This is a genomic window from Actinomyces sp. MRS3W, from assembly GCF_032465695.1.
Lineage (GTDB): Bacteria > Actinomycetota > Actinomycetes > Actinomycetales > Actinomycetaceae > Actinomyces.
The window spans coordinates 1-21,999 of the sequence record NZ_JAWDJJ010000027.1; the positions used below are offsets into that span (position 1 = coordinate 1).

A 21,999-nucleotide genomic window follows, 5' to 3' on the forward strand; every position below is an offset into this window, starting at 1 on the left:
GCCGAGCACGCACCCTAACCGCCGAGAACGCTGCCGAGACGCACGTGTTCGTGGGCCACCCAGCGCCCTCACCGGCTACCCCGCGTGCTCGAGATGCGCTCGCACCTCGGCAGCCGCGTGCCGGTCCTGCCCCGTCGGGCCCCAGAGCGCATTTCGTGCGCCCATCGCCGCTGTTGCAGGCGACGGGTCCCGGGACGGCTTGGATGTCGTGGTCTGACCAACCCATCCATGTGGGGAAGATGGGCGTGCGTGCGGGTGCGGCAAGCTTGCCTGGCCAACCCATCCATGCGGGGAAGATGGGGGAGCGTCCCGCTGAGGACCCGAACCGCGTTTACTTCGACCCACCTTGGCGCAAGGGGAAGGGCGAGCGGCGCAGGCGCAGGGAGTTGGTGACCACGATGACGCTGGAGGCGGCCATGGCGGCGCCGGCGATCATGGGGTTGAGCAGTCCCAGGGCGGCGAGTGGAATGGCGGCCACGTTGTAGGCGAAGGCCCAGAACAGGTTCTGCTTGATGATCCGCAGCGTGTCCCGGCTGATCCGGATCGCCGTTACCGCGGCGTCCAGGTCGGCGCGCACCAGCGTGATATCGGCGGCCTCGATGGCCACATCCGTGCCCGAGCCCATGGCGAAGCCGAGCCCCCGGGTGCCTGCCTGGGCCAGCGCCGCGGCGTCGTTGATACCGTCGCCGACCATGCCGACCACGTGGCCCTCGGCCTGCAGGGTGGCAATGACGTCGCGCTTATCTCCCGGCAGGACCTCCGCGCGAACGTCGTCGGGCTCGATGCCGACCTCCTGCGCCACGCGCGCGGCGGTGCGGTGGTTGTCGCCGGTGAGCAGGATGGGGCGGATGCCGAGCTGCCGCAGCTGCGCAATGGCGGCAGGCGAGGAGTCGCGCACCGTGTCTCGCACCGCCAGCACGGCCCGGGCGACGCCGTCGACGGCGAGCGCGACCGCGGTGGCGCCGGTCTGTTCGGCGGAGGCGACGGCGTCGGTGACTTGTTCCGGCAAGTCCAGTCCCTGCTCGGCCAGCCAGGTCGGCCGGCCCACCTGGACCCGGTAGGTCGTGCCGTCCAGCGTCACCGCACCGGACACGCCCCGGCCCTCGTGATTGGAGAAGTCCTGCACCGCCGGCACCTGCTCGAGATGCTCCTGGGCGGCCTGTGCGATGGCCCGGGCCACCGGATGCTCGCTGGCGGCCTCGACGCTCCCGGCCAGGGCCAGGGTGGCAGCCTGTGTGCCGCTGAGGTTAGGGGCGGGGTGGGAGAGGTTCTCGAAGGCGTGGTGGGGCTGGCAGGAGCGATCCGAGGTACGAGGATCGCGGATGGTAGCCGAGAGGGCCTGTCCCACCCCGCCTTCAGTCTCGGCGTCCCAGGTGATGATCCCGTCGGCGGTATCCAGACGCATGCGGCCCTCGGTCACGGTGCCGGTCTTGTCCAGCACGATGGTGTCAAGGGTGCGCGTGGACTCCAGCACCTCCGGGCCCTTGATGACCACGCCCAGCTGGGCGGCGCGGCCGGTGCCCACGAGCAGCGCCGTCGGGGTGGCCAGACCCAGGGCACAGGGGCAGGCGATGACGAGGACGGCGACGGCGGCCGTGAACGCGTGCTGGGCCGGGTGCCCGAGCAGCAGCCACACCGCCAAAGTGGCCAGCGACAGCGCGATAACCGCCGGCACGAACACCCCGGAGATGCGGTCCGCCAGCCGCTGGACGGGCGCCTTGCCGGCCTGCGCCTCCACCACCATGGCGCCGATGCGCGCCAGCGTGGTGCCCTCGCCCACGGCCGTGGCCCGCACGAGCAGCGCGCCTGAGGTATTGACGCAGCCACCGGTGACGGCCTCGCCGGGGCCGGCTTCTACGGGCACTGACTCGCCGGTGAGCATGGAGGCATCCACGGCCGAGTGGCCCTCGATGACCACGCCGTCGGTGGCGATCTTCTCCCCCGGACGCACGGTGAACAGCTCGCCGGCGGCCAGGGCATCGATGGGGACCGTCTCCTCGGTGCGGGTCGCGTCGGGGCGGGGGGCGCCGTCGTCGTCGAGCACGTCGACGGCGTCGGTCGAGCCGGACGGGGAGGTCAGGGTGACGCGGGTGGCCTGGGTGGCGCCGAGCTCCAGGAGTGCGCGCAGGGCGTCGCCGGAGCGGTAACGGGCGCGCGCCTCCGCCCAGCGGCCCGCCAGCAGGAAGGTGGTGACCCAGGCGGCGGACTCGAAGTACATGTGGACCTGGTGGCCCTGCGCGCGCGGAAGCAGCTCCATGCTCATGCGCATGCCCAATTGCCCGGCGCCGCCCAGCAGCAGCGCCCACAGGCTCCAGCCGGTCGCCGCGATCACCCCCAGCGACACGAGCGTGTCCATGGTGAAGGCGCCGTGGCGGATTGCGCGGAAGGCCGCTTGATGGAAGGGCCAGGCGCCCCAGGTCGCCACCGGCAGGGCCAGGGCGGCGAGCACCCACTGCCAGCCGGTGAACTGCCATGCCGGGATCATCGACAGGGCCATGACCGGGATCGACAGCATGAGGCTCACGATGAGCCGGGTGCGCAGGTAGTCGGCGCGCATGGCCTGCGAGTGGCCGAACTCCTGGGTATTGGGGTGAGTGGCGGAGCGGCCCTCCGGTTCTTCCGGCGCGGCCGCGGAGAGCGGCGGCGTATCGGTCGGGGTAGCGCCTGCCGCCGTGGTGCCCTGCCCGTCAGCAACCTGCGCGTCGACGCCCTGATCGTCGTCGCCCTGTCCGCTCGAGGGTCTTCCGGCGCCGGGCGTGGAGTCGGCGTCGTCGTCCGTCGGCGTTGCCAGCTCCGTGCGGCCGGTCACCGTTGCGGTGTAACCGGCGCGGGCCACCGCAATGACCAGCTCTTCATTGGTCACCGGCGCCGTCAGCGTCACCCGCGCGGACTCGGTGGCCAGGTTGACCGATGCGGTCACGCCGTCGAGCTTGCCGAGCTTCTTCTCCACGCGCGCCACGCAGGAGGCACAGGTCATGCCGCCGACGGCGAGATCGACGGTGGCGACCGGCGCCTGGAGCAGGCCGGCGTCGGGCGCGGTGTCCGCCGCGGAATCGAGCTCGGCGGTGCGGGCGGGCTGAGTCATGATGAATCAGGCTCCTGACGCGGAAGTGGTTGGGGGCTCGGTTGTGCGCGAGCGGGTGCGGGCAAGGCCGTGCCGAGGGTTGCTTTCAGCGACCGCTCGGCACGGGGATCAGGCAGCGTCGCGCTCGATGGCGTCGAGGCTGTAGTCGCCGGCCTCGTCAATGGCCTCGGCCAGGGCGGCGTCGGCCAGGACCACGTCGGAGACGACGGTGGCGACCGACTGGCCGCCCTTGTTGAGAATGACGGAGACGTTCTTGACACCGTCGAGCGCCTCGAGCTCCTCGGTGACGTGGGCGACGCAGTGCTCGCAGGTCATGCCGGAGATCTTCAGGGTGGTGGTGCGGTCGACGCCGTCGGCGGTGAACTCGGACATTGGAACTCCTTCAGTGAGCGGGCTGTGGATGACAATGGTGGGCGTGGTCGAGCTTTGCGGTGGACCCGCGGTGCGGGGGGTCAGGACTTGACCAGGCGGGCGATGGCGTCGGAGGCCTCGCGGATCTTGGCGCGGCCCTCCTCATCGGAGGATTGGGCGGCGTGCATGACACAGTGACTCATGTGATCCTCAAGAAGACCCAGGCTCACTGCCTGAAGCGCCTTGGTGGCGGCTGAGATCTGTGTGAGGACGTCGATGCAGTAGGCGTCCTCCTCAACCATGCGCGAAATGCCGCGGACCTGTCCCTCGATGCGGCGCAGTCGCTTGAGGTAGTCGTCCTTCGTTCCCGTATATCCGGCCACGCCCGACACAATACCCCTAGGGGGTAGGGGTGGCAAGGGTATGAGCCTGCGGTGGCGCACCGGTCGGTGCTGTCGAGTCGACTGACGGGGATGGGCCAAGGGCATGTCCGCGGGCAACGGCTACATCGCCTGCCGAACCGGCTGACGGGGATGGGCCATCGGTTTCGAGCCTGTCGTGAAGCTCCGGCCGCGGCAGCTACAACCGAGCCGCAGCATTGTGGGATGCTGACCACATGACTGAGCAACGCGCAGACCTGGAGGCGGGCGACTCCTGGGCACCTATCGGCTGGGAGCCCAGCGACATCGGTTTTGACGATGCCCCCTTCGGTAGCGTCTTGGGCGACCCCCTCATGGGCTCGCCCATCTTCGACGTGTCGGTGCTCGATGCCACCCCCGCTGCTACCAGCAGCGAGTCTCCCGACGCCGATCCCGCGGCTCGGCTCCGGCAACAGGCAGAGGGGCAGCAACGCGGCAAGGGCCCCGATGTGAAGGTGCCCCAGCAGCCCGTCCGGCAACCCAGCCACCGGCAATCGACCACGCAGCGCACCACCTCGCGTCAGACCGCCCCGCGGCAGACATCGGCGGCGACGGCGGGATACGGCTCGGTGGCACCGCGGCAGCCCGCGCAAGGCCCGGTGGCATCCGGGTACGGCAGCATGCCTTCCCGGTATGGCGCCACTCCGCCCATCGGGCAGCGGTCAGCGCCGTCGTCGGGTTACGGCAGCGCGCTGGCGGCGCCGCAGCGGCCCCCGCGAGGTCCGGCAGCACCCGGTTACGGCGGCGTTCCTGCCGGGGCGGTACCGCCAGGCAGGCCACTTCCGCAGCCCCGGCAGCAGTCTCAGAACAACGACACCGATTTCATTGAGAAGCTGATGTCCAACGGCTTCGGCTGGTTCATCGTCATTCTGTTCATCATCATCTTCGCCAACAGGTGAGGGCCGATCCTGTATTGGCGCGCGGAGTCTCGTCACTTCGCTCGGTTTCGGCACGTCACAAGTGCCGGTTTCGGTGGGGTCAGTCGTCCAGATGGCCGACCAGGCGGGAAGCCAGGCCCGTGTAGGAGGCGGGCGTCAGGGCCAGCAGCCGTGCCTCGACGTCGGCCGGCATACCCAGGGAGGCGATGAACTCGCGCATGGCCTCGGCGGTGACCCGCTTGCCCCGGGTCAGCTCCTTAAGCCGTTCGTAGGGGTCGGCCATGCCGGTGGCGCCGGCAACCGAGGCCGCCCGCATGGCCTGCTGCACCGGCTCCCCCAGCACCTCCCAGGTGGCGTCGAGGTCCTCCGCCAGGCGGCCCGCATCGACGTCGAGCCCGGCCAGGCCGCGACGAATATTGTCGATCGCGAGCAGCGAGTGCCCGAAGGCAACCCCCACGTTGCGCTGCGTGGTGGAGTCGGTCAGGTCGCGCTGCAGGCGGGAGGTGACGAGAGTGGCGGCGAGCGTGTCGAGCAGGGAACAGGAGATCTCCAGGTTCGCCTCCCCGTTCTCGAAGCGGATCGGGTTGACCTTGTGCGGCATGGTCGATGAGCCGGTTGATCCCTGCGCGCTCAGTCGCTGACGGAAGTAGCCCAGCGAGATGTAGGTCCAGACATCCGTGGCCAGGTTGTGGGCCACCCGGTTAAAGCGGGCGACGTCGGAGTACAGCTCGGCCTGCCAGTCGTGGGATTCGATCTGGGTGGTCAGCGGGTTCCAGGTCAGCCCCAGGCTCTCCACGAAGGTGCGGGCCACCTCCTCCCAGTCGGCGTCCGGCACGGAGACGACGTGCGCGCCGAAGGTGCCGGTGGCGCCGTTGATCTTGCCCAGATACTCGGCCGCCTCCACACGGCGCACCTGGCGGCGCAGCCGGTGGGCGAGCACGGCCAACTCCTTGCCGAGCGTGGTGGGCGTGGCCGGCTGGCCGTGGGTGCGTGCGAGCATGGCGGCCTCGGCGTGCTCGCGGGCCATGGCGGCCAGGTCATCCACGAGCCCGCGAGCGGCCGGCAGCCACACCTGCGTCACGGCGTCGCGGATAGTGAGCGCATAGGACAAGTTGTTGATGTCCTCGCTGGTGCAGAAGATGTGGACGATCTCGTGCACGTCCGGAAGGACGCTGGCTCCGCCGTCGGCACCGACGACACCGGGGGCCTGGGCCGCAGCGTCCAGGCGCCGCTTGAGCAAGTACTCCACGGCCTTGACGTCGTGGCGAGTCTCGGCCTCGATCTCGGCCAATTCGGCGATCTGCTCGGCGCCAAAGGACTCGACGATCCCACGCAGGTAAGCCTTTTCGGTTTCCGACAGCACCGGGGCTCCGGGCAGCACACGGTGATCGGTGAGGTGGATGAGCCACTCCACCTCCACGCGCAGGCGCGCCCGGTTGAGGGCCGCCTCGGACAGGTAGTTGACCAGGGGGGCGGCGACGGCGCGGTAGCGGCCGTCGAGTGGACCGAGGGCGATGGCGGGGGAGAGGGCGGAGAGGTCGACCATGAGGCGATTGTGCCAGGCGCAGGCCATGGCGGTGGTCGTCGTCTCAGAGGACGTCTCAGGGAACACCCGCGGAACCCAGGTCACGCCCCTGCGCAGAAAAGGTCTCGGCAAGGCATGCAGAGAGCGTGCAGCAGTTCGTGACGCGTGCGGGTCGTGTCAGGCGCGGCGGTATGTGGTGGCGGTGGAGCCTTGACGGCCTTGGAAAACGACGAACCCGGAGGCCTTGAGGTGGTCAAGTGCCCATTTGACCTGGCGTCCAGTGAGTCCTGTCGCTTCGACTATCTGTGCGCGTGTCTTCGGTGTCGTCTCCAGGCATGACCAGACTGTGGCGGCGTTGGTGGAGACTGCGGCTACGTCCTCGGGAACTTGAGTCTCATCCTTAAGGACCGATTTCTCCGACTTATTTGGTTGTCGATCGGCGGATGCCAGCGCATAGGATGTCGACCCTTTTGTCCCCGACGCCTCAGCGAAGCCCAGGTTGACAAGCTCTTGCAGCTGTCGCCGGGCCTCAGCGGAGTCCAGACTAAACCGGCGCCTATAGGTCGAGTTCGTCCAGGAGCGACCATGCCGCATCTCTGTCAGGGCGTGACGCTGTTCTACTCCGAGTCCCTCGGCGTTAAGCTCGGCGAGCCAGTTCAAATCGGAAGGTGATAGCAGGGCGGCTCTCGGCAGTAGCGCCGTGAACCTCACGCCGGTGTCCTGGAATCGGACAGGCTCCATGTCGGCTTGACGGAGGGCTTCGCGTACGGCGCGGATGCCGGTGCCGAGGCCCTCAATCACGCGCCGTCCGTCGGCGTCGGTCGTGAAGGTACAGATGTCATACAGGCGTTCGTTGACGGCTGACTTGCCGTCGCGGGTGCCCAGTTGATCCACGGTCAGTCCCCACAGCCCGCCGGGGCTTGAGATGACCAGGCGATCACGTGTCATACGAATCTCCACCCCTTTCGATAGGGCGGGTTCTGACAGGTCGCGGTGGACCAGTGCGTTCGCGATCAGCTCGCGGACAGCGACCAGTGGGTACTCGTGCACGTTGCGGGCATGCCCGTCTGCCCCGAGCTCGATGTTGGTGCGCGCGTTCTGGGACACCCAGTCAACGGCGGCGGTGAGCATGTGCGGAAGCGGTCCGTCGATTCTGAGCCGGTCGGTGGCTCGGGGACCGCCTTCATCACCTACGACTGCGGCCGTGATCGCCAGTGCGGGGAAGTATCTTTGCGGGTAGTTGCCGAGGGCGTACAGGCCAGCCAACGTCGCTGTGCCCTCCTCCGTCAAGACGTTCAGGTTGAGCAGGACGTCCGCCTCCGACTGATCCCTGAGCGCGGTAGAGCCCGTGCGCGCGTTGCGTACAAAGGCCTTGACCAGGTCAGCGTCGAGATTGTTGATCGAGGTGTTCGGGACCGGAATCGTGTCTCCGCGAGGGTGTTCATGACGTATCAGCAGTTGTTGCTCCTCCTGGGCCGACATCCGGTAGTCGCCGTCGTACTGGCGTAGGTAGGAGGAGCCATTCTCCTTCCAGCGGCAGGGCTTGGCGTTGGTCGGCACCTCCTGCACGTTCGCGACCACCACCGCCTTGCCGTCAAGCTCGATGCTGCGGGGATCGACCGAGATTTCAGTGGAGAATCCCTGGCGCGCTTGGGATGTCAGCGCTTGTATCTGCTCGCGGGGATGCTTGATCCCCACGACCTTCACCGGGTTCTCGCTGACGCCTAGGAGGAGCGTGCCCCCACCGGGAAGATTGGCGAAGGCGGACAGAGTCGGACCGAGTGCGTCACGGGAATACTCGGAAAAGGTCTTGGCCTCAAGGTCCAGGCAGTCGCCGCCCTCGAGCTCGAGTCGGGCGAGAGCCTCCAAGAGGTCCTGCTTATCGACAATCATGTACAAGAGTGTACAAGAGCTCATCTTCTATGTACAAGAGCGTCCATGAGGCTGTACAAGACTGTACAAGAGTGTCCATGAGGCTGTACAAGACTGTACAAGAGGCGTGCGGGCTGCTCTGAGAGTCCTCCGACGTGCCGGGTAGCCGTCTGGCGCGCCGACAGGCCGCTACCCTCGCCTCGTGAGCTCTCGGCAGACCGAATGGGAATCCCGCTACGCCGCGGCGGAGCGCCTGTGGTCCGGCGCGCCCAACGACTGGCTGTCCCTGGCCACCGACTGGATACCGGGGCGCAGCCTCGACGTCGGCTGCGGCGAGGGCGCCGACGTGCTCTGGCTGGCCGAGCATGGCTGGCGGGCCACCGGCGTCGACTTCGCCCCCACCGCCGTGGAACGGATGCTCGCCGAGGCGCGGCGCCGGGGCCTGGCCGAACGCGTACGCGGCCTCGTCCTGGACCTGAGCGCCGCACCGCTGCCGCCCGGTCCCTTCGACCTGGTGACCTCCTTCTACGTTCACGGCGGGCCCGCCCCGGGCAGCCTCGACCTGCCGCGGCTACTCGTCCGCCTCACCGAGCTCGTGGACGAAGGCGGCCGTCTGCTCACGGCCGTCCATTGCGTCAACCCGCCCTGGCACCGCCACCACGCGCTCACCTACCGCCCCGAGGCGCTGACCGACGCCGTTCTCGATGCGGCCGCAGGCACGTGGGACGTGGAGGTGAGCGAGGAGCGCTGGCGGGACGCCGTCTCACCCGACGGCGAACCGGGGCGGCGATCCGACGCCGTCGTCTGCCTGCGCAGGAGCACAGCCTGAATCCGACCCCCGCAATGAGACTTCTGAGGGCGCGGCGCTCAAGGGCCCCGGAATGACACCGAGGGTCCCCACTCCGGCCGCTTATCCGCGCCGCATTCGAGGCGTCCCGGGACGGCACGATTGGGTGGCGCGCGGCGCAGCCAGGGCGGGGGCCACCGGTCGACGGGGGAGGATAACCACATGAGCGACCCCGTGAGCCGGCTCTCGCCCGAGCCGCCGAGCCCCGACGACGTGCCCCAGTGGATCACCGACCTGGTGCCGATCGCCGACTACGCCAGGGCGCTGCTGCGGGAGGGCGCGCCGATGCTGGCGGCCGCCGCGGGCATCGCCCTGATCGCACCGCAGCTGGTGCACAGCCCCGCCCCCTGGATGGTGGCGGTGTGCGGGATGCTCGGTGGGGCGGTCGCGTTGCGTCACGGTGGGCGGGCGCGCGGGCATGGTGCCTCTCTGCCCGGCGGCCCGGGAGGTACCGGTGGCGCAGATGCCTCCGACGGCGGAGCCGGTGCCTCCCATCCCGCTCCCGGCGAGCGCGCGTCAACCTCTCGTGAGCTGCGTGCCGGTGGCCGTACGGGCGCCCAGCTGGCGGTGCTCGACATCCTCCTATCCGCCACCGGCCTGGCGGCGCTGGCCGGCATGCTTCTGGCCGGCAGTGACCAGGCGCTTCTGATTGCGGTGATCAGCGCCGCCGCCGGGTTGACCATCGGCATCATCGGTGTCGCTGTCCTGGAGCTCGTGGGCCGCCGCGGTGGTCGGGTCATGGCGGCGCTCGCGGCGGTGGTGACGGTGGCGGTTTGCGCCATCGCCTACACCGTGGCACAGGTACGGCTCAGCTGGTGGTGGGTGCTCGCGCTGGCCGTAGCGGTAGACGTGGCTGGCCTCCTCGCTTTGCGCGCCGGACACCGGGCTGATCGGGAGGCCGGCCGTACGGTCGCCCCACCCGATGACACCGGTCCGCCAGACACCCACTAGATCATTGATTCCATGGGGTGTGGGGGTTGTCCCGTTCTGGTCGGGGCCGGCGTAAGGCACCGGAGGATTGTCGACGGTGTGCTGGGGCACCGGCACCGGCACCGGTGCCAGGCAGTGTCCAGCCCCTCTTTTCACCGAAACCGGCACTTGTAACGTGCCGAAACCGGCACAAGTGACGTGCCGAAACCGGTCGAAGTTGCGGAGCAGCGCTGCGCTGGTGCCTTGCACGGTGTGGCTGTGATCAATGGCCGCGGCATGGCACGGAAGGCCTACGGTGAGCGCGCGCGAACCGGGACCGGGAGCCTCACTGTCACACATGATGACAAACGCCGCGAAACGCCGTGGATACGCGCGCCTGATTGGTGTCATTGCAACGGTCTGTGGACCGCCCCCAGCCGCCGCAGGCTCGTTTGTCACCATTTGCGACAATGCCGACCACAACAGCCACCCCCGAGGCAGCACCCCGCAAGACGCGCCACTTGGGAGAGGAAGCCTTCCTAGAGATCCGCCCCCGCACACCCCAGGGGGACCCTGCCAACCACGAGCCTCAACCCGACGAATCAGAACTGCCCCACACACCCCTAACCGGCGTAGCAGACCCCGAACAGGCGTAGCAGACACAGCCGCGAACCCACCGCCAACCACCAAAACACACCTACGGGACCACATCCCCACCACCACGGAAAGAGACCCCGGCCGGTCACCCCGAGACTTAGCCCACCCTCAACAACTTCACCCGGTCTCGACACGTCATTAGTGCCGGCCTCGGTGACACCACGCCACAGGTCAGGCGCACCGCCCAGCACCGGCCCGCCAGACCCCCACTAGCTGGTGTCATGGAGTGCATCACTGTGGTCTTCGCGGGCATGTCTCATGCCGTTCAGGGGTGCGGAATCATGCGGATATTGTGGTTGGTGGAGCGCTGGTTGGCGGAAAACGGCGCATTCCATGACCGATGCATCGGGTATGGCTGTGAGGAGTCCCCATGTGGCTGGTGAGGAAGCAGTACGTGCGGGAGCTGCTCATCCTCGCCCTCGGGAGCACCCGTGTGACCGGGGTGGAAGCGGCCAGGGTGGCGAGGTTGGACTCACACATCCGGAATCCCCAGTAGTTGGAGTCGGAAGTGATGAGCGGGGTGGGCGGGTTGTCCCGGGTTGCACACTTTCGTTGTGGGTGTGGTGGAGAAAATGGCTTGATTCTGCGGTTTGTGTTTTTGTGTCGGTGAGGTTAAGGGGGCTTCGGTGTGCGGCGGAGGCCTCGGCGCACACCGGAGGCTCGGGAGCGGATTTCGGCGTTTTGGGTAAAATGGCGAAATTGCAGGGAAAAATTCGAATTTGGGGCTCCTGTGGGTGGCTCTCCCGTGTGCAATGGTCGGCTGCGCCCGGGAACGGGCGGGCGTCGTGTGCGGCTGTGGCTGCCCGCGGCCGGGACGCTTGACGCTGATGGCCGCCCCGGGGCGGGAAGCAGCGTCGGGCAGCTCCACGGCCCGGCTAGCGGTATTGGCCTTGGTGATCAGGACCGCCTCGATCCGCTCCCATATCCCGGATGATCCGCTGGGTGTGCTATCCAGGGCAGGCCACCGCAACCAGCAGGATCGCATCCGCGTCCTCCCATCCACAGGGCGCGTTCGTGCACCCCAAGCCATACCCGCATTCACAGCCCCTCGGCGAAGCCCGCCTCGGGCCACCTACCGTCGAGGCATGTCCTCTTTCCTTCTTAGTCTCGCCGCCAACAAAGTCGCCGTAGGCACCGGCATGGTTCCCGCCACCGTGCCGACCGGGTGGACCGGAGCCGCCGCAACGGCCTGCCAGACCTCCCTCGACGACGCCGTCATCCTCCTCTCCGGACTCGAATCGCTCCTCATCGACGCCCAGGATGCGGTCGCTGCCCTGGAGAACGCCGAAAGCCAGGCGGTGGCGGAGCCATGACCACCACCGCCTCGGGCTCCTCCGGCGATCTTGACGCCCTTGACAGCCTGGACTTGCGCACCCCGCTGGCGAGCTTCGCCGACTCCCAAGATCGCCCATCCGAAACCACTCCGATATGGGAGCAGAGCGCTCCGGCATGCGTCGTTCCGGGCGCCGGCACCACGATAGGCGGTTCAGGCTCCGGGACGGGCGCTTCCGGTTTGAGCAGCCCCTTGGCCGACATGGGTGCTTACTCCACAGACGCGAGCCTGCCCTACGGCCTGACCTGGGCTGGCATGGCGGCTGGGACCAGCGTCGTGATTAGTGGCGGCGCCTATGGGGTCAACACCGATGACCTGGACGGCTTCGCTGCCACGCTCAACAACGCCGCCGATTGGCTGGAGGACGCCCGCGACCTGGCACTCGCATCCCTGGAGCAAGTGCGGTGCAGCAACAGCCCCTTCAGCTTCAACGTGGCCGATTATGTTCAGCCCACAGGCGGGTTCAGCCATACCGCAGATGGTGCCACCATCTGGGATCCCACGCTCGGAGCCGCCTCCGGCCCCACGGTCATGGGCGGGATCGCCTGCTACGGAGTTCTTCTCCCCGGCGCCGCGGAGCGCGCCACCGCCATCACCGCCCTGGAGGCATTGACCGGCGGCATCGGTTCCCTCGACGACGCCGTCGGCTCACTGCGCGCCCTTGCCGACGATGTCACCCTGAGCGCCGCGGCCTACACCGACGCCGAATCGGGCGCGACAGGGTTGTGGCCGTTGGAAGCCGCACTGCAGCTCACGCGCGGCTATTCGGCGGTCGAGGGCGGATACACCGGCAGGACAATTACGATTCTGACTGCGGCACTCTCCGTGCTCAGCCTGGGGGGTGCGATGCTGCCCGACGGCATGGATGACATGCTTCAAGGAGCGGAAACGATCCTGGGAGATTCCGACCTCGCCGATTGGGTCATTGCCGACCTGACATTCATCATGGCGCTGGCCATATGGGCGCAGCGAGCCGAGACCGGGGCCGAGGCGGCCATGGTGGAGACCTACCTGGCGCGAGTCGCCACCGAACTCGACCCCGCTATCTCCGCCAAACTGCCCCAAGAGGTGCAGGTCGGCAGCCGCACGGTGGAGACCTCGTCCCTGACTCCCATGCAGCGCGTCGCCTACTACCTTGCCGTCAAGTCCGAGCAGTCCGGCGCGTTCCGCTACGGGGAGCCCACCGGCGTGACCGTCACGCCCCACGGGGGACAGCCGGTCACCGTCCCACCCGGGGTCCATGACCCCTTCGGGCTGGGGACGGCGGTGCCGGTTATCGCAGCAGCCGGCATGCTGCCGTCCTCCTACGCCAATGTCCCACCACCGGGCACGGCAGCCGAGGTCATCCGCTACTCCCACTTCATGAAGAGCCAAGACCAGGACACCTCTTCCGGCGTCGTGTCCATTCTGCGCACCGACCACGCGGATGGGACCACCTCCTGGCTCGTCGTCGTCCCCGGCACCACCGACTGGGGCAGCGGCAACTCCAACCCGCAGGACCTGCTGACCAACCTGCAGGCCGTGGCCGGGCGCCCCACGGAAATGGAAACTGCCGTCGTCACCGCGATGCGGGAGGCCGGCATCGCTCCTGGAGACAAGGTCGGGCTGTACGGCCACTCCCAAGGGGCCATCACCGCCTCCAACATTGCCGCCGACCCGGCTATCAACGAGCAGTTCCACATCACCAACCTGCTCACCGCGGGCGGGCCGACCGCCCACGCCGCCCTCCCGGACAACGTCAACGCCCTCCACATCGAGAACACCGGCGACGCCGTGCCCGCGCTTGACGCCGCCCCCACCCCGCGCACGGCCACCCGCACCGTCGTCACCGTCGACACGCACGCCTCAGGAATCGACGGCTACCCGCACGGCGCGCTCGCCTATGCCACCGCCGTCGACGGCATGAGCGGGGACCCGATGATCGACCAGTGGACCGAGGAACTCGCCGGCCTCACCGGCGCGGGGGAGTCCGGTGCCGACACCACCGAGATCGTCTTCGACGTCACCCGTGACACACCGGTGACGGGCTGGGAGCGAGTTGGGGCTCATATCGGCAAGACCGGCGTCCAGGGTGGCAAGCAGGGCTGAGACCACGGGCGGTGGGCCGGCCGGGGGCAGGCGCGTGATGTCGGCTCAGTAGTCGCGCGGCCCCAGAAGCCCGACGATGACGGCCGAGACAATCGAGACAATGAGCGAGCCCAGCACCGCAGCGCCGAAGGTCTCCACGTGCAGGCCCAGCGTCATCCCGGCGCCGATGCTCACGCCCGCGAGCAGATCGGTGATCCAACTGGTGAGCATGAGCATGGCCCCATTGACGATGAGCGCGAACAGCCCGAAGGTGACCACGTACAGCGGGAAGGCCACAACCTTAGCCACCGGCTTGATGAGCGAGTTGACCAGCGCGAGCACGAGGCCGACCAGCAGCAGGTTGACGATCGTCAGCATGAGGCTCGGCGCTCCCGGCACGGCCATCCCGGGCAACAGCGCCACCGCCAGCCACAGGCCGGCCGCATTCCCCACCGTACGCACCATGAGATCCATGCACCCATCCTCGCAGATGCCGGGGACGGCGGGGAACGGACGCGAGCCGCTTCGCGAGCAGCGTGAGCGCGGCGTCGTCGTGCGCAACCTTGCCGGTCGGGCGCCTTGCTGCCGGGATAGTGCCAGGATGGGGGCATGACTCCCGTGCACATCCGCTCAGCTGTCCAGACCCTGCCCGCCTACGTGCCGGGCGCCCGCTCCACGGGAGACGGCATTGCCAAGCTCTCAAGCAACGAGCTGCCCTACCCCGCCCAGGACAGCGTCATTGCTGCGCTGACCGGCGCCGCGACCGGCGTCAACCGCTACCCGGAGATGACGGGGGACACTTTGGTGGAGGCGATCGCGCGGCGGCACTCGGTTGCGCCGGAGCAGGTGGTGGTGGGCAATGGCTCGGTGGCCCTGGTCCAGCACGTCCTGGACACCGTCTGCGACGAGGGCGACGACGTCGTCCTGCCGTGGCGCTCCTTCGAGGCCTACCCGATCTGCATCGCCGTGGCCGGGGCACGGGCGATCAAGGTGCCGGTCACCGCGGACGGTCGCCACGACGTGCCCGCCATGCTCGCCGCGATTACGCCGCGCACTCGCGTGGTCATCGCCTGTACTCCCAACAACCCCACGGGGCCGGCCCTGACCGCCGCGGAACTGGCCGAGCTGGTGGAGGGGGTGCCGGAGCGGGTCCTCGTGCTCGTGGACGAGGCCTACCTCGACTTCGTCACCGACGACGCGGTCGGTGATGCGCTTTCGTTGCTGGCCGACCATCCGAACCTGCTCGTCAGCCGCACCTTCTCCAAGGCGCACGCCCTGGCCGGCATGCGCGTGGGCTACCTCGTGGGTGAACCCGGCATCATCTCCGCCATCCGCTCTGTCGCCACCCCCTTCGGCGTCAACCTGCCGGCGCAGGCCGCTGCCGTCGCCGCTTTGGAACCCGCGGCGCTGGCCGAGACCGCCCGGCGCGCCGCCGCCGTCGCCGCCGAACGCGACCGGGTACTGGACGCACTGCGCGAGCAGGGCTGGCAGCTTCCCGACGCTCAGGGGAACTTCTACTGGCTCCAGGTCGGCGATCAGACCACGGCGCTCGCCGCGCACCTGCGCGACGCCGGCATCCTGGCGCGGCCCTTCACCGGTGAGGGAGTGCGAATCTCCGTGGGTACACCCGCCGAGAATGACCGTGTGCTGGCGGCGGTGGCCGCCTGGCGCGCGCTCCACGCCTGAGGCGCCGGCGTCCCCTCACCCCCCTTCACCGAAACCGGCACTAATGGCGCACCCAAACCGGCACTAATGACGTGCCGAGACCGGTCGAAACGGCTGAGGGCTACCTAAGCTCGGGAGACCGTGGGTGCTCGGACCCCGGAAGATCTTGTGAGCTCGGGCCCAGGAGCTAGATAAGGAGCGGTGACTACGTGCCCGCCCCGGGCGTCATGAACACGTGTTCGTGCCAGGCACACGAGTTTTGGAGTTCTGCACTGTCTAGATACCTGCATATCTCCAGAACTCGTGTACATGACGGAAAGTCGTGTCTATGACGGTAACTCGTGTGCGTGGCACCAAGGTCGCACGCGGCCGACGACGTCGAGCACGTCAACGCACGGCACCATCCCCCGGCCACAGCCGCGGGCGCGACCAATCCAGAGACGGATTCAGCGGCGGACGTAGGCACCTCAGCACCGGCGCGCCCTCCCGCACCAGCCGCCACAACCACATCGACCGGTTTGGGCACGTCACAAGTGCCGGTTTCGGTGTGTTATTTGTGCCGGTTTCGGTGAAAGGAAGGGGCCGGGCATTGGTACCTGCAGCGGCGTCAGCACGGGCACCCGCGCCGACGTCGGCACTGCTCGCCGCCAACCACTACCCGGCGCCTCCGGATCGCCCCAATCCGCGGCGGGACAACCCCGGCACCCGGAACCCATCACCTAGCTCAGCCGAAGGCGATGGTGAGCAGGAAGAAGAGGCAGAAGACGATTTCGGTCACGCCCATAACCTTGGGACGCAGCGGCGTCTGGCCGGTGCGCACCAGGTGCCACTGCCACAGCGGGATGCCCGCCGAACGCACGGCGAGCACGACCCATAGGACAGCATGCGCCCAGGGCAGGAAGCCTCCTGTGGCCAGCCACACCGCCGCCGCGGCGACGAGTCCGTGCCAGGCGGCCGTACCCGCCAGGAGCGGACGGTTGAAGCGCTCGCGGATCATTGACTTGATGTAGGGCACGGTGCTGCAGAAGTAGGCGGTGGTGAAGGCGGTGACCAGCCACATCCACGGCCAGCCGGTCAGCTCGCCGTTCGGGGAGGTGCCGGGCAGGCTGGTGGCATCCGGCCCCAGCCCCAGGAAGCCGCCCCGGCCGCCCACCGCGAGCGAGTAAGTGACAGCGGAGATAAGCGAGGCGGCCGCCGTCGCCGCGAGCCCCGATAGCAGTGAGCGCTCGCGTCCGCGCCACGCCTCCCACAGGGCGACAGCGAACAGCGGCGTCAGCGGTACCGCCCATTGCAGCAGGTAAGGGGCGACGGCCAGTGTCACTATGCCGAGCAACGCCGTCCAGCTGGTGTAGATGGCCAGTGGCGGTAGTGCCAGCGCCCGGCGGCGCGGGGAGCGGGCCCGCGCCCACTGGGACCACGCCCAGTAGGTGAGGTAGGCGCCCAGCCAGGCGGGGATGAACAGCAGGTTGACCCAGCTGAATCCGCCCACGACCCAGCCCATGATCGGCGGCAGCAGCAGCATGTAGTGCGCGCCGTGCTGGTCTGGCATCCAGGCCCGGCGGTCGGCCTGCGCGCGCTGCTGGGACTGCGGACCGCGTACTGGTCGGCTGGTGCTACCTGTGGGCACGGGTCGGTCGGCGCTGCCGGAGGACGCGCGCACGGGTTCGCCGGTGGCCAGCAGCCGGTCGTCCTCCGGTCCGGGGCGTGACTGCTGATACGGGATGTGGCCGCGCGGTGTGCCCTCGGCGGAGGCCGGGGCGTCGGCGGTCTCGGCGGGGTCCTCCGGCAGACCGGAGACGTACTCGACGTGCCGGTCGGCGGGATCGGAAGGGCGCTGCTGTGTCACACAGGTCAGCCTAATTGCCGCAGAGCTGGCACGGAATGCGTCACTGTTTGGCGATGCCTGCGCCCGTGGCTCACGTGGCCGTGGCTCGCAGGCGCAGCCACATTCCGTTAGGGGTGGGGTTACTGGTTGGCGTGGCTGAAGGCTTCCTCGATGAAGGGGTCGACCAGGTCGTGGTAGGTCTGTGGGGCGTCGCGCCGCACGCAGTGGCCGACGCCGTCGAGCAGTACGAGGCGCACGAGCGGGTTGGTCACCTCGGAGGGATCCGGGGCCATGCCGCCGTGGCGGGGTGCGAGGTACAGCGTGGGCACCGCCAGCCGGTTGACCGCGCTGACGAGGTCGGCCTGGCCGAGATAGGTGCCCTTGCGGATGAAGTGGCGGTCGACCTGTCCCTTGCACCGGGCCCATGCTTCGATTTCGGTGTCGCTCCACGAGGTCTCGCGCCGCATGCGCTCCTGCTCGGCCGCACCGCTGTCGGTGAATGCGTCCAGGAACCGCTCCTGGTGGTCCACGAACCAGGGGGCCGGCGCCCAGTGCCCGGTGGGACGCGCGGCGTCCTCTAGGACCAGTGCCCGAACCAGGTCGGGCCGGGCGGCGCATGCTCGCAGCGATATGAGCGCGCCCAGGCTGTGGGCGATGACGACCGGCGGCTGCGGCATTAAGGAGAGCACCTGCTCAAGGTCTTCCTGCATGGTCTGCGGTGCCCGGGCGAGGGCTGCGTCGTCCCACCGTGGGGATATCCCGTGTCCCCGCTGGTCCACCGCGAGGACGTGATACCGGGGGGACCAGTGAGCCACCGCGTCCGGCCACGCGGTAGCCGACTCCGTCAGGCCGTGTACCAGGAGCAGGGGCGGTGCCGTGGGCTCGCCCCACTCGTGCAGCGCAAGCATCATCACCTCAGCGAGTGTAGGCAGGGACGCGCCCAAATATCAGCCGATGGCGTTGGCCGAGGGGGAGCGCTCTATCGGCGGTCAGCGCGTGCCGACCACGATCGTCATCCGGCCGGTGCCGTCCCGCTGCACGGGCAGATCGTCGACGACGGCGACCACGCCGGGCGGCGTCGGCTTCAGAGCGGCGCTCATGGTATGAGCATGACGCAGAACAACGGGTCCGGCGATGGGGACAAAGCCCATCACCGGACCCGGTGGTTGGGGACGTAGACCGACAAATGGTTGCGAGCCCTGGCAGAGCGTCGCAGCCGCCGCGTGTTGTCAGCCGGCTGTCCGCCGTAACAGCCAGCGACTGCGGCCGGTCAGTCGCCGAGGGCGGCTGAGACGACCTGCTTGGCCTCCTCCTGCACGCGGGCGAGGTGCTCCTCGCCCTTGAAGGACTCGGCGTAGATCTTGTAGACGTCCTCGGTGCCCGACGGGCGCGCGGCGAACCAGGCGTCCTCGGTGGTGACCTTGAGGCCGCCGATCGGCGCGTCGTTGCCGGGGGCACGTACCAGACGGCCGGTGATCGGCTCACCGGCGAGCTCGGTGGCGGTCACGTCCTCCGGGGAGAGCGCGGCCAGCTTGGCCTTCTCCTCCTTGGTGGCGGCAGCGTCGATGCGGGCGTAGGCGGAGGCGCCGAAGCGCTCCACCTGCTCCTCGTGCAGCTGTGAGGGGCTCTTGCCGGTGATGGCGATGATCTCGCTGGCCAGCAGGGCGAGGATGATGCCGTCCTTGTCCGTGCTCCACACGGTGCCGTCCTTGCGCAGGAAGGAGGCGCCGGCGCTCTCCTCGCCGCCGAAGCCGACGGAGCCGTCCAGCAGGCCGGGCACGAAGTGCTTGAAGCCGACCGGCACCTCCACCAGCGTGCGACCAATGGACGCGACCACCCGGTCGATGAGGCTGGAGGAGACCAGCGTCTTGCCGACGGCGGCGTCGGCGGGCCAGCCGGGCCGGTGGGTGAACAGGTACTCGATGGCGACGGCGAGGTAGTGGTTGGGGCTCAACAGCCCGTCAGGGGTGACGATGCCGTGACGGTCGGAGTCGGCGTCATTCCCGGTGGCGACGTCGTAGGGGGTGTTGCCCTCGGCGTCGGGGGTCATGGCGCTCCGCAACGAGGCCATGGCGTTGGGGGAGGAGCAGTCCATGCGGATCTTGCCGTCCCAGTCCAGCGTCATGAAGGACCACGCCGGGTCGACCTTGGGGTTGACCACCGTCAGGTTGAGGCCGTAGCGCTCGCCGATGGCGCCCCAATAGTCCACTGAGGCGCCGCCCAGCGGGTCCGCGCCGATGCGCACCCCGGCTTCGCGGATGGCGTCCATGTCGATGACGTTCTCCAGGTCGGCCACGTAGGTCTCGAGGTAGTCGTGCTTGATGACGTAGTTGCCATCGAGTGCCTCGGCGATGGGGACGCGCGGCACATCCCGCCAGCCGCCGGCCAGGAGTTCGTTGGCGCGGTTGGCGATCCAGCTGGTGGCGTCGGAGTCGGCGGGGCCGCCGTGCGGCGGGTTGTACTTGAAGCCGCCGTCGCGCGGCGGGTTGTGGGAGGGGGTGACGACGATGCCGTCGGCCAGTCCCGGGCCGGTGGTGCGCACGCCGGATTCGGTGCCGGCGCCGTTGGCCAGCAGGATGGAGTGGGAGACGGCGGGGGTGGGGGTGTAGGAGCCGCGGGCGTCAATGGCGGTGGTGACGCCGGCGCCGGAGAGCACCTCGATGGCGGTGCGCCAGGCCGGCTCAGACAGGGCGTGGGTATCACGGCCGATGTACAGCACGCCGTCGGTGCCCTGGGAGCGGCGGTACTCGACGATCGCCGCGGTGGTGGCGATGATATGAGCCTCGTTGAAGGCGGTGTCCAGGGAGGAGCCGCGGTGCCCGGAGGTACCGAAGACAACCTTCTGCGCCGGGATCGCGGGGTCGGGGACGAGTTCGTAGTAGGCGTTGACGACCTCATCGACATCAATGAGGTCCTCTGGTTGGGCGGGAAGTCCTGCGCGTTCGTGCATGAGGGCCAGTGTGTCACGCACCACTGAGTGTGTCCTGGGAATCCCGAAAGTTGGACGTATTGGTCTTGCCGGCGCCCCGGCCCGTGCGGTGGGCACGCGGCTAGGATGCCCGCATGTCCACCGCCTCACAGACAGCCATTGCCACCGCCGCCGCGCCGGCCGCCGTCGGCCCCTACTCTCAGGCCGTGTCCACCGGCGACACCTCCGGAGCGACCGTCTACATCTCCGGTCAGGTGCCGCTCGACCCGGCCACGGGCACGCTCGTCGACGGCGGCATCCAGGCCCAGGCTGAGCAGGCGCTCAAGAACGTCGGTGCGATCCTGGCCGCCGCCGGTCTGGGGTATGAGCACGTCGTCAAAACCACCGTGCTGCTCGCCGACATCGCCGACTTCGCCGCCGTCAACGAGGTCTACGCCCGCTTCTTCGACGGTGGGGTGCTGCCGGCCCGGGCCGCCTTCGGTGTGGCCGCGCTGCCGCTGGGCGCGGGCGTGGAGATTGAAGCCATCGCGCTGCGGCCCTGACCACCGACACGAACTGACAAGGCTACTGACAACTACTGTTAAGAAATTGACAGTAGTTGTCAGTAGTTGTCGAGAGGCCGAGGGGATTCGTCGCCAGGGCAACGGGGGTGAGTGGGGCCTGCCGGGCGGCGTGAGCCGGCGCGCGGCCACATCGACTGGTCTCGACGTGTGACACGTGCCGGTTTGGGCACGTCATGACTGCCGGTCTCGGCGGCAGCGGCGGGGCAGCGGCGTTCTGAACGTGGCCCTAGGCCCAGTCCTCGACGTCGGTGGTTACGTCTCGCCCGGAGGTGATGGCCTCGTCAATGGCGCAGGACAGCAGATGGTCCTGGCAGGCCTGAGCCAGCGGGTAGGGGGCCGGGGCCTCATCGCGCACCCAGCGTCCGGCCTGCTCAAGGATCGTGGCGACGGCGAGGTCGTCCTCGCTCATGCGGGTGCCGACCCACGGGTTGCGGTACAGGACCCGCCCGTCAAGGCTGGCGTGGATGAGGTCGTTGCCCTCGAGGTTGAGGTCGCGTCCGGTGCGCCGGTACTCGATGTGGCTGGTCACCGCTCCTGCGTCCGGTACCCAGCGGGTGACGGCGTCGTCGACGATCTCGCCGAGGGTGCCGCGCACGAGCACGCGCCGGGACAGCAGCGGGTTGTGCCACTGGTTGGAGGTGAACTCGTACATGCCGGTGCGATCGCCGTCGAAGGCGAGGGTGGCGAGCACGGTCTCCCCGGGCTCAACGGTGGGCACGGCGCTCCAGCCAGCGCGGTCGAGCGGCTGAAGGAGCGGGGCGGGGAAGCTCCGGGCGGTGACGGTGACGGGGCCGGTGAGCGCGTCGTCGTCGGCGAGGAAGTGCCGCAGCAGGGAGACGGCGTGATAGCCGTGCGTGGAGGAGACGTGCGCCCAGGTGGGGGTGCCGATGATGCCGGCACGGATGGCCGCGAGGCGGGCGGCATGGCCGGGCATGAACACGTACTGCTCGGAGACTTGGACGAGGCCGGAGTCGCCGACGTCGCGCCACAGGGAGCGCAGCGAGTCCGGGTAGGGGGCGGGCGTGGTTTCCGACAAGACCGGGATCCGGCGGCCGACCAGTTCGCGGATGAGAG

General features: G+C 68.9%; 17 protein-coding genes. 7 read left to right on the forward strand and 10 right to left on the reverse strand.

Translation table 11 applies throughout. The features are described from left to right. Positions 1 to 331 precede the first annotated feature (331 nt). The 3 genes from RWX45_RS00690 to RWX45_RS00700 form a co-directional block, all read right to left on the reverse strand. On the reverse strand, positions 332 to 3,085 hold the full coding sequence (locus tag RWX45_RS00690) for a heavy metal translocating P-type ATPase (RefSeq protein ID WP_316021872.1): 2,754 nt from the start codon (positions 3,083 to 3,085) through the stop codon (positions 332 to 334). A gap of 108 nt (positions 3,086 to 3,193) precedes the next feature. Beyond that, positions 3,194 to 3,457 carry a heavy-metal-associated domain-containing protein gene (locus tag RWX45_RS00695; protein ID WP_316021873.1) on the reverse strand — a complete coding sequence of 88 codons (264 nt, stop codon included), beginning with the start codon at positions 3,455 to 3,457 and terminating at the stop codon, positions 3,194 to 3,196. A gap of 80 nt (positions 3,458 to 3,537) precedes the next feature. Next, positions 3,538 to 3,819 (reverse strand): metal-sensitive transcriptional regulator, encoded by a 282-nt coding sequence (locus RWX45_RS00700; RefSeq protein WP_316021874.1) that lies wholly within the window; start codon positions 3,817 to 3,819, stop codon positions 3,538 to 3,540. 233 nt (positions 3,820 to 4,052) lie between these two features. Between RWX45_RS00700 and RWX45_RS00705 the strand changes: the two genes are divergently transcribed. Further along, positions 4,053 to 4,754: a hypothetical protein gene (locus tag RWX45_RS00705; protein WP_316021875.1), complete on the forward strand. Its 702-nt coding sequence runs from the start codon at positions 4,053 to 4,055 to the stop codon at positions 4,752 to 4,754. 79 nt (positions 4,755 to 4,833) lie between these two features. On the opposite strand, the gene purB is transcribed toward RWX45_RS00705, so the two are convergent. Then, positions 4,834 to 6,279, reverse strand: coding sequence for an adenylosuccinate lyase (gene purB, locus RWX45_RS00710; RefSeq protein WP_316021886.1), 1,446 nt, complete (start codon positions 6,277 to 6,279; stop codon positions 4,834 to 4,836). A gap of 156 nt (positions 6,280 to 6,435) precedes the next feature. Beyond that, positions 6,436 to 8,151, reverse strand: coding sequence for an ATP-binding protein (locus tag RWX45_RS00715; protein WP_316021876.1), 1,716 nt, complete (start codon positions 8,149 to 8,151; stop codon positions 6,436 to 6,438). A 181-nt stretch (positions 8,152 to 8,332) separates the two neighbouring features. Here RWX45_RS00715 and RWX45_RS00720 point away from each other — a divergent pair, with 181 nt between their 5' ends. From RWX45_RS00720 to RWX45_RS00735, 4 genes are all read left to right on the forward strand, one after another. Then, positions 8,333 to 8,959 (forward strand): class I SAM-dependent methyltransferase, encoded by a 627-nt coding sequence (locus RWX45_RS00720; protein WP_316021877.1) that lies wholly within the window; start codon positions 8,333 to 8,335, stop codon positions 8,957 to 8,959. Between the two features lie 180 nt (positions 8,960 to 9,139). Further along, positions 9,140 to 9,928 (forward strand): hypothetical protein, encoded by a 789-nt coding sequence (locus RWX45_RS00725; protein ID WP_316021878.1) that lies wholly within the window; start codon positions 9,140 to 9,142, stop codon positions 9,926 to 9,928. A 1,700-nt stretch (positions 9,929 to 11,628) separates the two neighbouring features. Further along, positions 11,629 to 11,856 carry a hypothetical protein gene (locus tag RWX45_RS00730; RefSeq protein ID WP_316021879.1) on the forward strand — a complete coding sequence of 76 codons (228 nt, stop codon included), beginning with the start codon at positions 11,629 to 11,631 and terminating at the stop codon, positions 11,854 to 11,856. After that, a complete protein-coding gene (locus RWX45_RS00735) occupies positions 11,853 to 13,964 on the forward strand; it encodes a hypothetical protein (protein ID WP_316021880.1) in 2,112 nt (703 codons plus the stop codon). The genes RWX45_RS00730 and RWX45_RS00735 overlap by 4 nt, the downstream gene beginning before the upstream one ends. Positions 13,965 to 14,009: 45 nt before the next feature. Here the strand turns inward: RWX45_RS00735 and RWX45_RS00740 are convergent, their stop codons facing one another. Next, positions 14,010 to 14,417 (reverse strand): phage holin family protein, encoded by a 408-nt coding sequence (locus RWX45_RS00740; RefSeq protein ID WP_316021881.1) that lies wholly within the window; start codon positions 14,415 to 14,417, stop codon positions 14,010 to 14,012. A gap of 135 nt (positions 14,418 to 14,552) precedes the next feature. Between RWX45_RS00740 and hisC the strand changes: the two genes are divergently transcribed. Then, entirely contained in the window at positions 14,553 to 15,629 is a 1,077-nt protein-coding gene (gene hisC, locus RWX45_RS00745; RefSeq protein WP_316021882.1) for a histidinol-phosphate transaminase, read from the forward strand. Positions 15,630 to 16,332: 703 nt separating this feature from the next. Here the strand turns inward: hisC and RWX45_RS00750 are convergent. From RWX45_RS00750 to pgm, 3 genes are all read right to left on the reverse strand, one after another. After that, the gene (locus tag RWX45_RS00750; protein ID WP_316021883.1) at positions 16,333 to 17,454 is read right to left on the reverse strand and encodes a YwiC-like family protein; all 1,122 of its coding nucleotides are present in this window, start codon (positions 17,452 to 17,454) and stop codon (positions 16,333 to 16,335) included. A gap of 119 nt (positions 17,455 to 17,573) precedes the next feature. Continuing rightward, positions 17,574 to 18,344, reverse strand: a complete 771-nt coding sequence (locus RWX45_RS00755) for an alpha/beta hydrolase (RefSeq protein ID WP_316021887.1) — start codon at positions 18,342 to 18,344, stop codon at positions 17,574 to 17,576. A 359-nt stretch (positions 18,345 to 18,703) separates the two neighbouring features. Next, complete coding sequence (gene pgm / locus RWX45_RS00760) at positions 18,704 to 20,383, reverse strand: phosphoglucomutase (alpha-D-glucose-1,6-bisphosphate-dependent) (protein ID WP_316021888.1); 1,680 nt, start codon at positions 20,381 to 20,383, stop codon at positions 18,704 to 18,706. 113 nt (positions 20,384 to 20,496) lie between these two features. On the opposite strand from pgm, the gene RWX45_RS00765 reads away from it, so the two are divergent. After that, a complete protein-coding gene (locus tag RWX45_RS00765) occupies positions 20,497 to 20,904 on the forward strand; it encodes a Rid family detoxifying hydrolase (protein WP_316021884.1) in 408 nt (135 codons plus the stop codon). A gap of 247 nt (positions 20,905 to 21,151) precedes the next feature. Here RWX45_RS00765 and RWX45_RS00770 read toward each other — a convergent pair. Next, a partial coding sequence (locus tag RWX45_RS00770) for a hypothetical protein (protein ID WP_316021885.1) occupies positions 21,152 to 21,999 on the reverse strand: 848 nt, incomplete at its 5' end.